Origin of the sequence: Lactobacillus juensis, assembly GCF_036246285.1 — a bacterium.
In the GTDB taxonomy this organism is placed as follows: Bacteria; Bacillota; Bacilli; order Lactobacillales; family Lactobacillaceae; genus Lactobacillus; species Lactobacillus juensis.
In genome coordinates this window covers 181,152-195,585 of the sequence record NZ_BTTS01000001.1, presented here as the reverse complement: position 1 = coordinate 195,585, position 14,434 = coordinate 181,152, and the positions used below count along the sequence as shown (strand labels likewise).

Sequence of the window (14,434 nt, the reverse complement as noted above, 5' to 3'; positions counted from 1 at the left end):
TATATCACATTTATATTAATACTGCAAAATTTTAAAAGAGTGAAAGTTGATTCTGCTCCGGCATTCCAGTTAGAACTTCATTATTTTCTAAATAATCCATAATTGACTGGGATACTTTTCCACGGTTTGCCAAGTCTTCTTTTGACAAAAACTTCTGCTCAGTTCTGGCAGCAACAATTTGTTTGGCAGCATTATTTCCCAGCCCGGGAACAGCGTTAAATGGCGCTAGAATCGTATGCTGGTCAATAATTTTAAAATTAGTGGCTTCTGACTGGTTAATATCCACCATTTTAATTTTTATTCCACGCTCTAAACATTCATTAGCAATTTCTAACACTGTCAGAAGACTCTTATCCTTGGCGGATGCGTCATTACCTTGATTTTGAATATCAGACATTGCCTTTTTTACCGTGTTTTTACCATGACTCATAGCTACTAAATCAAATAAATCAGCACGTACTGAGAAATAGGCAGTGTAGTAAATTTCAGGATAGTAAACTTTGAACCAGGCAATTCTTAAAGCCATTAATATATAAGCCGTCGCATGAGCTTTCGGAAACATATACTTGATTTTGAGACAAGACGGAATGTACCAGTCAGGAATTTTATCGTTTTTCTGTAAAACTGCCATATCATCATCACTTATTCCCCGACCATGACGAACTGATTCCATAGTTGAAAAGGCTACTTCAGGTTTAACTCCCCAGTGAATCAAGTCCATCATGATGTTGTCTCTACAACCAATAACATCTTTCAGTTTGCAAGTTCCATTGTTAACAAGCTCTTCTGCGTTTCCTAACCAGACATCAGTACCGTGAGATAGTCCAGAAATTTGCAGTAACTCGGAGAATGTAGTCGGCTTTGTTTCCTCTAACATCCCTCGGACAAATTTTGTACCAAATTCGGGTACGCCTAAAGTACCAGTTTCTGATTGAATTTGCTCGGGTGTTACACCTAAAATTTTAGGACTAGAAAAAAGCGACATTACTCCTGGATCATCGGGTGGAATTGTTAAAGGATCAACTCCGGAAAGATCTTGCAACATTCTGATCATTGTTGGATCATCATGACCTAAAATATCAAATTTTAAGATGTTATCATGAATAGAATGAAAATCAAAATGGGTTGTCAACCATGCAGCATTTACATCATCTGCAGGATATTGTACCGGCGTGAAGTCATATATATCCATATCATCAGGAACGACAACTATGCCTGCTGGATGCTGCCCGGTAGTTCGTTTGACCCCACTGACACCAGCTGCTAAACGATCAAGTTCAGCACCACGCAGATTCAATTCTTTTTCTTCATCATAGTGTTTAGCATAACCGTAAGCTGTCTTATCAGCAACAGTGGCAATTGTACCTGCTCGATAAGAATTATCGGGACCAAACATTACCCGAATAAAGTTATGAGCTACTGGCTGATAGTCACCCGAGAAATTCAAATCAATATCAGGAACCTTGTCACCGTGAAATCCCAAAAACGTTGCAAATGGTATATCTTGTCCATCCTTAACCAACTCTGTTCCACATTTGGGACATTTTTTATCAGGCAAGTCATATCCAGAGCCATATTCACCGTTTTCAAAGAATTGGGAATACTGGCATTTTGGACAACGATAATGTGGTGGTAATGGGTTGACCTCAGTGATACCAGACATTGTCGCAACTAAACTAGAGCCAACAGAACCACGAGACCCAACTAAATAGCCATCCTTATTCGACTTAGCCACTAGTCTTTGTGAAATCAAATAAATAACCGCATAACCGTTAGAAATGATTGAATTGAGTTCCATATCAAGTCTATCTTGAACAATCTTCGGCAATGGATCCCCATATAATTCATGTGCTTTGTCATAAGTCAAACGCTTCATTTCTTCATCAGCATTATCAATGTGAGGTGGGTAAAGTCCATCTTTAATAGGTGAAATTTCCTCAGTTGATTCCGCGATCTTGTTTGGATTAGTAATCACTATTTCTTTAGCTGCATCTTCTCCTAAAAAACTAAAAGCATCCAGCATTTCCTGAGTAGTGTAAAAATGCATATCAGGTTGTTTTTTGTTCCTGTCAGGATTACTACGCTGAGCCGAAATTAGAATCGTCCGATAAATTGCATCATGTTTTTCAATATAATGTGCATCACCAGTAGCAACTACTGGTTTATCAAGTTCCTTACCCAATTTATAAATATTTGTCAGAATTTCTTCAAGTTCCGCTTCATCAGCTATCAGATGATCTTCGATCATAATCGAGTAATTTGCTGGTGGTTGAATTTCGAGATAGTCGTAAAAGCGAGCTTTCTTACGCGCTTCGTCATAGCCCTTTTGCATCATTGCAACAAAAACATCGCCTTCGGAGCAGCCCGAGCCATATAGCAGTCCCTCATGGTTCTTAACCAAATCAGATTTAGGAGTGCGGGGAATCCTATAAAAATCTTTGGTATTGGCAATAGAAACTAAACGATACATGTTTTTAAGTCCAGCTTGATTTTTAGCTAAGATAGTCATATGTTGCGGTCTTGCTCTCTTAAACACTTGACCTTGAGCAGCATAATCGTTCATTTTACCTAAATTATCTTCGTGATACTTTTTAGTAAAGGCATCCAAGAGCTTAAACATTAAGTAGCCCGTAGCTTCAGCATCTTGGTTAGCCCTATGGTGATGCTCAAGAACAACATTATATTTTTTAGCTAGAGAATCTAAGGTATGTCTAGTTTGTTCTGGGTGAAGCAACCGTGATACTTCTAGCGTATCAACTACCGGCTGAGTAATTTCTTCTAAGTTAGCTCGTTTTAAAGCTGCGTTGACAAAACCAACATCAAATTGAACATTATGACCACAAAGTGGACGGTCGCCATAAAAATCCTGAAATTGCTTGATAACTACAGCCTCATCATCAGCTGCCCCTACCATTTCGTCAGTAATTGAAGTTAAATTAATGGTCTGTTCACTTAATGGATGATGGGGATTGATAAATTTATCAAACCTCTCCAGCACTTCCCCATTTTTCATCTTTACAGCACCGATTTCAATAATGGTGTCGTAAACGGACGACAAACCTGTAGTTTCAACGTCAAAAATAACAAATTCACGATCTTTACATGTCATTGATGCCGGATTAAGAACTAGTAATGCATGATCGTCAATCATATTTGCTTCTAAGCCGTAAATAATTTTGATGCCATTCTGTTTACCAGCATTATATGCTTCAGGAAAGGCTTGAACATCAGCATGGTCTGTAATAGCTATCGCTTTTTGACCAAATTTTTTAGCTGTCATAACAAAATCAGTTGCTGTATTAGTGGCGTCAAGTTGACTCATATTTGTATGTAGATGTAGCTCGACCCTTTTTTCATCACCCTGATATTTTTCCGTTCTGCCAACATGTTCAACAATTTCAAAACAAGAAATATTAAAAACAGTGTCATGACTCCACTGATCTTCTGCAACCGATCCTTGCATTTTAGCCCAAGTTCCCGGTTTGATTTTTGTCATATTTTCAATTTGTTCTTTATCCGAAACAAACTTTTTAAATGAAATTGAATCAGTGTAGTCAGTTATTTCACCCGTAAAAATGATTGAACCATTTTTCAATTCGCGACTAGAAATATTAAAAATATTGCCTTCTATGACAACATTTCTGCTACCGTCAATTACTTCCTTTATTTGGGTAACTGGCAAACTCTCATCCAACTTGCGGTTACCATAGCGAGTCTTTTTAGTAGGATAAGTCCCTTGTTTAGGTTTCTCTTGGGGTGGGGCTGCATCGTATTCTTCCTGCATATTTTGCTCATGCTGTTCCTGCAATTCCTGAAGACTAGCCAAATTATTTACTGAATTTTCATCATCAATTTCAGTTACAAACTTTAAGTTAAAGAAGCCAAAATTTCTCATTTCTTCTGCTAGTTCATCAAGCATTTTTTGCTCGAGCAGGCCATCAACAACTAAATTGTCTACCGGAATAATCCAACGTCCATTTTCCTTTTTAGGCTTATGACTAGAAATAAATTCACGTGCTACCGGTTGTAAAGCATGAGAATTTTGCACTGCGAATTGCCAATAGTCAGACAAATAGTCATCTGCTCCATCTTGAGAACGAACAAACAAACGAGTATTGACAAAAGAGGAAAAACTAGCTGTTATAGCTTTATTTAAAGCATTAAAAGTTTCAAATTTTAGTGGCGTAGTAAAAAGAACATGGATATCCCACCTATGTTCTTTAGCGTAAACATCCACGTTCTCAATTTCGCCTTTCTGCAATAAATCATTATCTGCAAACTCTTGCGGAAACTTGATTTGCTCCAATAACCTTAAAAATAGTTTATTTTTATCAGTCACGAAAATTATCCTAACTCTTTATTAATAAAATCGTCTAACTCGGACACTGTCATTTCAGTTGCTTTTTCATCAGTAGGCCGTTTAACTTCGACTACTCCTTCACTGGCTTTTTTACCAACTGTTACTCGCACTGGAGCACCTAGTAAGTCAGCATCAGCAAATTTAACTCCTGCCCGTTCATTACGATCGTCATATAATACATCATACGTAGCGCTGTATTTTTCTTCAAGTTTTTGAGCCAAATTTGTTTGACCTTCATCTTTCATTTTCATTTGCACAATGTGCAGGTCAAATGGTGCGATTTCTTTAGGCCACGCCACGCCATTTTTGGTCAAATGCTGTTCTATTACTGCAGACAAAACTCTTGTCACACCAATACCATATGAACCCATTATAACAGGTTGAGCTTTACCATTTTTATCAAGGAAGTTTGCACCCATAGTTTTTGTATAGTAAGTTCCCAGTTTAAAAATATGACCAACTTCAATAGAAGTAGTAAATTTTAAAGGTAAATGATCGACCGGATCTGGTTCACCTTCATTAGCTACTCTCACATCACCAAATTTATCAGGGTTAAAATCTCGCTTCAAATTCACATTTTTAAATTGAAAACCTGTCTTATTGGCCCCGACAACCACGTTATAAAGATTATTTACTGTATTATCTGCAATTACCTGATCAGCCCAATCGGCATTAATTGGTCCGACGCTGCCCTTAGTAACACCAGTAATTTGCTCCAATTCTTCATCTGTTGCTACTCTAAGTGAATCAGCATCTAATAGGTACTTCAGTTTTACTTCGTTTACTTGTTTATCACCCCGAATTAAAACCAATACTTTATCATTTTCATTAGCAATATAAAGTATACTTTTAACAATTCTGGTAGCTGGAACTTTTAAAAAGTCAACTAGGTCTGAGATTGTTTCTTGATCGGGAGTAGCTACTTCTTCAACTTGTTTTAACGGTTCCTCTTCCTGCTTGAACGTATCAATACTGCAAGCCATTTCCAAATTTGCTGAATATGTACCTGTTTCATTTGTAGCAATAGTATCTTCACCAATGGCAGCTGGAGCCTGAAATTCAGTTGAATTTTTTCCGCCCATAGTTCCGGAATCAGCAATAACTGGTGTAACTTTCAAGCCACAACGTTGGTATGCAGCCGTAAAAGCCTTTTTCTCATCTTCAAATTGTTGATCAAGCTGTTCTTTAGTAGCGGCAAAGCTGTAAGCATCAAGCATGATAAATTCACGCGATCTCAGTAAACCGAAACGAGGCCTGTTTTCATCTCTAAACTTTGATTGAATTTGGAAAAGAGCTATCGGCATTTGTTTATAACTTTTTAAATCTTTTGCGACAATATCAGTAAATGTTTCTTCATGAGTTGGTCCCAGCAGACTTTGACGACCGTGTCTGTCTTTAAGTTTAAACATTTCCGGACCATATTTTTGCCATCTGCCAGATTCTTCCCATAAAGTAGCAGGTAATAGATCAGGCATTGCCATTTCTGGCACGTTGATTTTAGCCATTTCCTCACGCATTATCTGTTCAGCTTTACTTAGAACACGGTACCCTAAAGGCAAATAGGCATAAACGCCTGCCGTAACCTGACGAACATATCCGCCTCGCAGCATCAATTTATGACTTTCAGCTACAGCATCAGCTGGTGCTTCTTTTAAAGTCGGCATAAATAATTTAGATTGTCGCATTAAAACTCTCTCCCAAATTTATATTTTATTTAATAAAGTAACGGTAAATATCGTTTCCCGTTACAGCAATAATTAACACTAATAGTAAGCCGAAACCTATCAATTCTACCATGGCTTCATGATTTTCAGAAATTGGTTTACCACGAACTATTTCAATAAGGTTAAGCAAAAACTTACCACCATCAAGACCAGGTATAGGAATTAGATTCACTATTCCCAAGTTAATTGAAATCATGGCTAAAAAGGCCAAGATATAGGTAAAACCCATTTGCGAAACCTGTGATGTCTGAGAATAAATGCCCACAGGTCCGGAAAGTTTATTTAAACTAAAATGACGGAATAAGCCACCAACTGCATTGAAAATCATTCCCGTAGTAGAAACAGCCGTATTCCAACCGCGTTTAAATTTAGCACTGATGCTTTCATCACTTTTTGCTCTAATTCCGATTTGGTATACTTTTTGGCCTTGAACTTTAACAACTTTTGGTTGAACGCTTACCACTTTTTTTTGCTTATCTTTGATAACAGAAATACTGATTTTTTTACTTTTGTTCTGAGATATTTCTTCCGAAATTTGTTCGAAGGACGTTATTTTGTGACCATTAAGAGCCACAATTTTTGAATCCGGTTCCATTTTTGCAATAGCAGCTGGTGAATTAGGTGTCACTTCAGCTATTTCTGTAGTTGCAGGCCCTGGAACAGTAAATGTCCAAATTAAAAAAACAACAAAGCCTAGAATTATATTCATTAATGGTCCAGCAATGTTAGTAGCCAACTTTTGCCAGACATTAGCTTCTTGAAACTGGGTATCCCTTGGCGCAATAATTAACTCAGTTTTTGAATGATCAATAACCGTGGCATCATGATTAACCTTATAGGTAACTAGCCGATCTTCCTCACCATTTTCATATCCAGAAATAAAAAGTTTATCGACCAAATCAAATTTAGTAACCTGTAATGGTACTCCTTCGATTGGCATTTCTGATTCAGAAGCATCAATTTTTACAACTTCTTTTTGCTGATTAAGTTGCAAAACTACTCTCATCCCTGCTGCCAGATCAGTTTCGTCATCTTTACTTGCTAAACGGACATAACCGCCTAGCGGCAACCATCTAATCGTATAGGTAGTTGGGTTGCGCCTAACTTGGAAAAGCTTTGGTCCCATGCCTATTGAAAATTCACGTACTAAAATGCCGCACTTTTTAGCAACAATAAAGTGCCCGAATTCATGGACAAAAACTAATATTCCAAATACTACTAAAAAGATAAGTATACCTTTCACAAGAATCCTCCTAGTGTATGATTCCCATTAAAGCAGCAAAAACAGGTAAAACAAAGAGCATACTGTCAAAGCGATCCAGAATACCACCATGGCCTGGCAATATTTTACCAGAATCTTTCACGCCATAGTACCTCTTATAGGCTGATTCAACCAAGTCACCCATTTGTCCGACTATTGATAACACAAGAGCAAAAATAATCATTTCAACTTGCGAATGGTTCAAGTTCACAAAGTAAACATAAATTGCAGCACAAATTACCGCGCAAATTGTGCCTCCAAGTGATCCTTCCCAGGTTTTATTAGGACTGATTACAGGCCACAACTTATGTTTGCCTATTTTACGCCCGATCATGTAGGCTCCAGTATCTGTCAACCAAACTACAACAAAAACATAGCAAAGAAGAGCAAGTCCATTATTTGCGTTTCTGATACTTGCCATGTAATGAAAGCCGGTTCCCACATATAATGAACCCAAGGTATAAACCGCTACATCATCAAAAGTAGTTTTATTTTTAGTTAAAACAGTCCAGGTCAGCATTAGCATTATCAAAGCAAAATAAATGCCATACTTTGTCCAATGAAATGGCATTGACTTAAGAAAGCTATCAGGAACTGCCCAAACAATGGTAGCAAGTAAAGCCAGCAGAAAGTTTACTGACACCAATATTTGCTTTTTCATTAAAAAGAATTCACTGATACCAACGGCCGCAAACAAAACGGTGAGCCAATCCATCCAAAGTCCGCCAGCTATGACGATAGGAATAAATAAAATTAAAGCAATAACTGCTGTGATTACACGTTGTTTCATATATTTACCTAACTATCCGATTCATCGACTTTACCGAAACGTCGATGACGATTTTGAAAATCAATAACAAATTTTTCCAGATCTTCTCTAGTAAAATCAGGCCAGTTTTTCTTACTAAAAGCAAGCTCTGAATATGCTAATTGCCATAACATGAAATTAGAAATTCTTTGCTCACCAGATGTTCTGATTAATAAATCTGGATCACTGTATTTACCAAAGCTTGCAGTCATCAATCTCTGCGAAATCATTTTTTCAGAAATTTCATCACTGGTAATACTACCTGTTTCAACCAGAGTAGCAATCTCTTTTACTGCTGTAGTAATTTCTCTTCGTGAACCATAATTAAAAGCAAAATTTAAAATTAAGCCATTATTATTAGCAGTTTCAGCCATTGCTCTCTGCACCACATCATAGGTCTTAGAAGGTAACTCGTTTAAATAGCCCATAATGTTCACTTTGACATTTTCTTTCATTAAGGTTGGCATAAACTTGTCAAAAAAACGTACAGGTAAGTTCATTAGATATGCTACTTCTTCTTTAGGCCTACCCCAATTTTCAGTAGAAAACGCATATAAAGATAAAACTTTGATGCCTAATTGATTGGCTGCCAAAGTTATTCTTTCCACGTTATTCATACCTTCGTAATGACCTGCAATTCGTGGTTTGCCTTGTTTTGTTGCCCAACGACCATTACCATCCATAATGATAGCTAAATGATTTAACTGATTTTTTTTATCTGCCATTTAATTAGCCCTGGGTAATCTCTTTACGTTTTTCTTCTGCAATTTGGTCAATCTGCTTAGTAGCATCGTCAGTAACTTTTTGTACCTTCTTTTCCAAATTGCGTTGTTCATCTTCAGTAATTTCATCGTCTTTTTGCTGTTTTTTCAGACTATTCATAGCTTCCCGACGTACATTTCTGATTGCAATTTTACTCTCTTCAGCCATTTTGTTGACTTCTTTAGCAATTTCTTGACGCCTTTCACCAGTTAATTGCGGAATAACAAGGCGAATGACCTTGCCATCATTGGCGGGAGTCAAACCTAAATTGGATGCTAAGAGTGCATGTTCAATATCATCAAGACTGTTTTGATCATAAGGTGTAATTAATAACACGCGTGGCTCTGGAATAGTCACACTAGACATTTGCGTCAAGGGAGTTGGCGCTCCATAATAGTCGACTTTTACCCCATCAAGTAAAGCTGCGTTAGCAACACCGGCACGAATAGAGCTCAAGTTTTTTTGAAAAACAGTAATTGACTTCTTCATATTATCTTGAGCTTTTTTAATTGCGTCATTATTCATTATTCTTTCCTCCGATTACTGTTCCAATATTCTCACCTAATACCACTTTTTTAATGTTACCTTCAGTATTAACATTAAATACGATTAGAGGAATGTTGGTGTCCATTGAAAGTGAGCTTGCAGTTCTGTCCATGACTTTTAAGTTTTTAGAAATAATATCTAGTTGAGAAAGTTCACTGTATTTTTTAGCATGAGGATCAACCTTCGGATCAGCGGAGTAAACTCCGTCAACTCCATTTTTAGCCATTAGGATCACATCAGCACCTATTTCCGCAGCTCTTAAAGCAGCAGTTGTATCGGTAGAAAAATATGGATTACCAGTGCCGCCACCCATAATAACTACGCGTCCTTTTTCCATGTGGTGAATAGCTTTTCTCCTAATATATGGTTCAGCTATTTGCCTCATTTCAATTGAAGTTTGCAGTCTAGTTGGTACACCTACATGTTCCAATCCATCTTGAAGAGCTAATCCATTCATTATGGTAGCAAGCATCCCCATATAATCAGCCTGTGAACGTTCCATCCCTAGTTTTGCGCCAGTTTCCCCGCGCCACATATTACCGCCACCACAGACGATACCAATGTCAACTCCCAAATCGTGAACAGATTTAATCTCCTTTGCTAAATGACTGATGACTGTAGGATTTATACCCGTTCCTTCATCACCGGCCAGAGCCTCACCAGAAATTTTCAAAACTATTCGCTTATACTTAACTTTAGTCATGACAACCTCCTCTATTAACTTTAGTTATTCTACCATATAAAAAGGGCAAATGTGGACCTAGAAATAAAAGAGAGAAATTTCTTAAAAAAACCTCGAAGTGGATGAGCTTCGAGATTTTGATGAAATTAGTATTTATTTTCTTTATTAATTTGAAGTAATAAATTATAAAGCGATCCGTATAGATTTGAATCGTTTCTAAAATGAGCTGAAACGATTGCCGGTTTTGTTAAGGTATCACCAATAATCGGATTATAGTCATTAACCAACTTGTCATAAGCTTTATTGATACCACTGATTAAAATTGGTTGAGCACTTATTCCGCCACCGACAGCTATTTTATCTAAATCTACTACTGTCTGAATATTAAGAATTAAAGTTGCCACTTTTAAACAATAGTCATTAAAAATTCTAATGGCTTCTACTTTACCAGACTTAATGGCATCAAAAGCATATAATCCGTCATCTTCATTGTTATGATCAAGTTTACGATTAATTGCTTTAACAAAATTCACACCTGAACCATTGTTTCCAACGGCGCCTTCCATATTTTTAGGGCAGGATAAATTATTAATCATAAAACTTAATTCACCAGCTTGATAGTGTGAGCCTCGCAATAGATGACCGTTAATTATGATGCCGCCACCAATACCTGTTCCAAGCGTAATTGCAGCACAATTCGACTCACCCTTTAAACTTCCTAGCCAATTTTCTGCTAAAACGCTAGCCTTGCCATCATTTATTACCGCCACCGGAATTCTGTAGCTTTTACCATAAATTTCAGCAAAGTCAATTCCGTCTAAAAAAGGTAATGAACCGCCAAATCTAATTTTAGTGTTTTCAATTTTTCCAGGAGAACAAAATGCTAAACCTTTAATATCTGCAATATAATATTTTACAATTTGATCTATTTTTTCCAAAAACTCGGTTTTATTTTTAACAGTAGCAATTTTGTTTTTTTCGATTATATTTCCAGCATAATCTAATTTTGCAAATTTAATTTCAGTTCCGCCAATATCAATACTTAAATAATTTTTCATTACACTCTTTCACATAATTCATTCTAACTTTTGCAAACAACCATATTACATTATCTCAAATATTAACCTTAAACAACTATTTGACATTCAAATTAAAAAATCAGTTATTTGTTTTATTGTTAGATCTATGGTGCATTCAAATAAAACAAAAACGTGGAAAATATTTTGCCACTGAAAATCATTTTCCACGCTTTTAACATATGTATTTTATTATTATCCAGCTAACGTATGCAATAGTGAAAAAGTTCAAATAATAGGAACATTAGAACTATTTTTTGGAAAAGCTAAATAAATATCTAAAAGATCAACATTAAATAGATATTAATTCTCACTATTAGTGAAGTGCGACTATAAAGTTAGACATAAAGCTAACTATTATAGAGCACTTCATTAGTCTTTTTAAATTTGATTTTCTAATTAGTTAACGTTGCAATATTATCGACAGCTGTTCTGCCAGAATAAATGCAATAACCTGCCTCAGAACCAGGAACATTTACACCATAGGTGTCACCTACAAGAACTGCTGAGGCATCAGATCCAACTGCATACAAGCCGGATATTTGCCTACCATTCTCATCTAAAACTTCATTTTTGCGGTTTACTCTCAAGCCACCCATTGTACAATAAGCCCCTACACCCAATTCAAAAGCATAAAAAGGACCTTTTTGGATAGCCTTAAGATAGTTTGCGGGTTTTTCAAAATCTTCATCTTTTTTAATGTTTGCCAACTGATTATATCGTTTAACTGTTTTGGTTAAACTTGACATATTTAGTTTTTCAGCAAGGTCGGCAATTGAGTCAGCTTTAGTCAAAAACAACATGTTCTTTTTCTCAGCCTCAGAAATCATGCTTTTCAACTTATCTAGTCTAGTACGATCTGAAAGCGGCTTTAAGCTCCTAGGTAATTTTTTATCAGCAAACTCATCTAAGATACTTTGATCAAATATTGCGTATACCTTTTCTTGCCTGATAATAGCATTTCCAGCGTGCGCCCATATTCTAAAAACACTTTCGTCAACGAATCTCTGCCCAACTTCATTAACCCAAAGAGGAGCCATTTCACAACTCGCAATACCAATATCTGTTTTCCAAAATTGATATGAGGGCACACTATCTTCCTTTATTTGTCCTCCAAACATCATTGCCATTCCCATTCCAAATTTTTTGGCCCCAACATTCCATGCTAATTGAAGACCTGAGCCATCACTTTTTCCAGAATTCATAGGAACAATGCGGTTTGCATTAGAATTAAAATACTTTAAAAGCATTTTTCTATTATTTAAGTAACCGCCGGTCGCCAATATTACCGCTTTAGTCTTTATTTCTTTTTGTTTTTTGGTTTCAAAATCTTCTATAACTACACCAGTAATTTTTCCAGTGCTATTTTGAATGAGTTTAACTACAGAAGCTGAAGTGATAAATTCCACACCGTTTTTTTCAGAATAAGGCTGCATTGCATCGTGAATTGCATGATTACCCAATCCCTTAAACATATGCCAAGTGTTAAGTCCTGCACCAAGTGTGGCAACTCCATCGAATTTAACTCCAATATCGTTTAACCATTCAACATTTTTAGCTGACTGCGCAATATAGTCTTTCCATATCATTGTATCTGCCTCAAAGTGGGAAAATTGTTGTTCGTCATGCAAAATTTCTTTTTCAGAGAGATTGATTCCCTGCTCTTGTTGCATTTTACTATTTACAGCAAATATTCCTTCCACGTAATTGCCAGATCCACCAGTTGTTCGACCTTTCTCAACTACTAATGTGGTTAAACCTTTTTCAACAGAGGCAGCTGCAGCTGCTTGACCAGATAATCCTGCACCAATTACTACTAAATCATAGTCAATTCTTTTTGATAACATTATGTCTCCTTAATTTAAGTAAAAATAAATACTATACGTAAGTATGAGAACTCTCTTCATATATAATATAACTAACATAATAGATTCAAAAATTTATTTTAGTTCTTATTGTAAAAACTTCATCGTCTGATTGATATCATCTTTTTGAGTTTTATAATAAAAACTGTCATTACACCAAATTGAAAATTTTATAAATATTATCAAAAAGAAAGTGAATTTTTAAACTAAAAATGAAAAAGTATTCATACGAATTAGCCAATATTGCTGATATCGGAGACTATTTGAAAGTATTCGCCTGCACTGCTGTAATGGCACAACCAATTATGGCTTTAATTATGCAAGTGGGCCAACCTTTTCGTACGCAAGATATTTTTGGTATTATGTACAATTTAGTCAAATACACAGCTCCTGCTTTTATTTTTGGTATTTTATACTCAACAATTCGAACAAATGATTTAGCTGGCACTTTTTCTTACAAGCAACATATGCGATCAAGCTGGTCAAATTTGTTTGTACCTACATTTTGGTGGACACTTATTTACTTGTTGGGAATGCCCTGGCTACAACAGATAAATAGGTTTAATAATTTTAGTTCCTTTTGCTGGCAATTTGTTAACGGTAACGCTGCACCCCATCTTTGGTACAACACCATGATGTTGCAGTTTATTATCTTAATTCCAATATTTTGGAAAATTAGCCGTTTTGTTGGCACAAATGTCAAACAAGGTGTTATGGTTGCTCTTATTACAATTGTTATCTATTTTGCATGGCTGCAATTTTATGATATTTATGTTTTTCATGGCCCCCATGAAAAGAATTGGTATTTGTTAGATCGAATATTTATTTCTTTTTTTATTTATGGCATTTATGGTGTATTAGCTTGGCAACTTAGAGATTATGTTAATTCATTTCTATACCAGTTTTGGTGGCTAATTCTAATTGCACTTATCGTTTGTTTTTTCTGGACTAATTTTGAATTACACGGATTTGGTCATCCAGTTCTCTTAGCTAACGCTCCGTATTATAAGCCGTCAATGATGTTTTACTGTTTGGCTGTGATTGCATTAGTAGCAACTTTGTATTTAGCTAATGTTAAACATAAATTGAAAACTTATTTAAAAGTCTTTCACTTTTTAGCAACTTATGCCTATCGCGCATACTTGTCAAATGTATTTTGGAATCAACTAATTTGGCGCGGATTAAACATGAGCTACCATGCTATATATCATCCATTCCTTACTTTTTTTGGCACATGGATCCTGACATGGATACTATCTTTTACTTCAGCATATTTTCTACATATATGGTGGACAAAGGCAAAAGAGATTTTAAGTAAATAACAACAAATATTTATTTACACAAAAAGCA

Annotated in this window: 10 protein-coding genes; 1 reads left to right on the top strand and 9 read right to left on the bottom strand. The window is 36.0% G+C overall.

Annotation, left to right across the window (positions count from 1 at the left end; all coding sequences use genetic code 11):
• Positions 1-31: 31 nt before the first annotated feature.
• The 9 genes from AAA926_RS00960 to vprA form a co-directional block, all read right to left on the bottom strand.
• Complete coding sequence (locus tag AAA926_RS00960; RefSeq protein WP_338211690.1) at positions 32-4,339, bottom strand: PolC-type DNA polymerase III; 4,308 nt, start codon at positions 4,337-4,339, stop codon at positions 32-34.
• Positions 4,340-4,344: 5 nt separating this feature from the next.
• Positions 4,345-6,045 carry a proline--tRNA ligase gene (locus tag AAA926_RS00955; RefSeq protein ID WP_338211689.1) on the bottom strand — a complete coding sequence of 567 codons (1,701 nt, stop codon included), beginning with the start codon at positions 6,043-6,045 and terminating at the stop codon, positions 4,345-4,347.
• A 25-nt stretch (positions 6,046-6,070) separates the two neighbouring features.
• Positions 6,071-7,327 (bottom strand): RIP metalloprotease RseP, encoded by a 1,257-nt coding sequence (gene rseP / locus AAA926_RS00950; protein WP_198179052.1) that lies wholly within the window; start codon positions 7,325-7,327, stop codon positions 6,071-6,073.
• 10 nt (positions 7,328-7,337) lie between these two features.
• A complete protein-coding gene (locus AAA926_RS00945) occupies positions 7,338-8,135 on the bottom strand; it encodes a phosphatidate cytidylyltransferase (protein ID WP_198179050.1) in 798 nt (265 codons plus the stop codon).
• A gap of 8 nt (positions 8,136-8,143) precedes the next feature.
• Positions 8,144-8,878: an undecaprenyl pyrophosphate synthase gene (gene uppS / locus AAA926_RS00940; RefSeq protein WP_198179048.1), complete on the bottom strand. Its 735-nt coding sequence runs from the start codon at positions 8,876-8,878 to the stop codon at positions 8,144-8,146.
• A gap of 4 nt (positions 8,879-8,882) precedes the next feature.
• Positions 8,883-9,440, bottom strand: a complete 558-nt coding sequence (gene frr / locus AAA926_RS00935; RefSeq protein ID WP_045928214.1) for a ribosome recycling factor — start codon at positions 9,438-9,440, stop codon at positions 8,883-8,885.
• Complete coding sequence (gene pyrH, locus AAA926_RS00930; RefSeq protein WP_045928215.1) at positions 9,433-10,164, bottom strand: UMP kinase; 732 nt, start codon at positions 10,162-10,164, stop codon at positions 9,433-9,435. The genes frr and pyrH overlap by 8 nt, the downstream gene beginning before the upstream one ends.
• A 125-nt stretch (positions 10,165-10,289) precedes the next feature.
• Positions 10,290-11,201 carry an ROK family protein gene (locus AAA926_RS00925; RefSeq protein ID WP_198179046.1) on the bottom strand — a complete coding sequence of 304 codons (912 nt, stop codon included), beginning with the start codon at positions 11,199-11,201 and terminating at the stop codon, positions 10,290-10,292.
• 413 nt (positions 11,202-11,614) lie between these two features.
• Positions 11,615-13,066 (bottom strand): vinyl phenol reductase, encoded by a 1,452-nt coding sequence (gene vprA, locus AAA926_RS00920; protein ID WP_198179044.1) that lies wholly within the window; start codon positions 13,064-13,066, stop codon positions 11,615-11,617.
• 230 nt (positions 13,067-13,296) lie between these two features.
• Here vprA and AAA926_RS00915 point away from each other — a divergent pair, with 230 nt between their 5' ends.
• Complete coding sequence (locus AAA926_RS00915) at positions 13,297-14,406, top strand: acyltransferase family protein (protein ID WP_198179042.1); 1,110 nt, start codon at positions 13,297-13,299, stop codon at positions 14,404-14,406.
• Positions 14,407-14,434 lie beyond the last annotated feature (28 nt).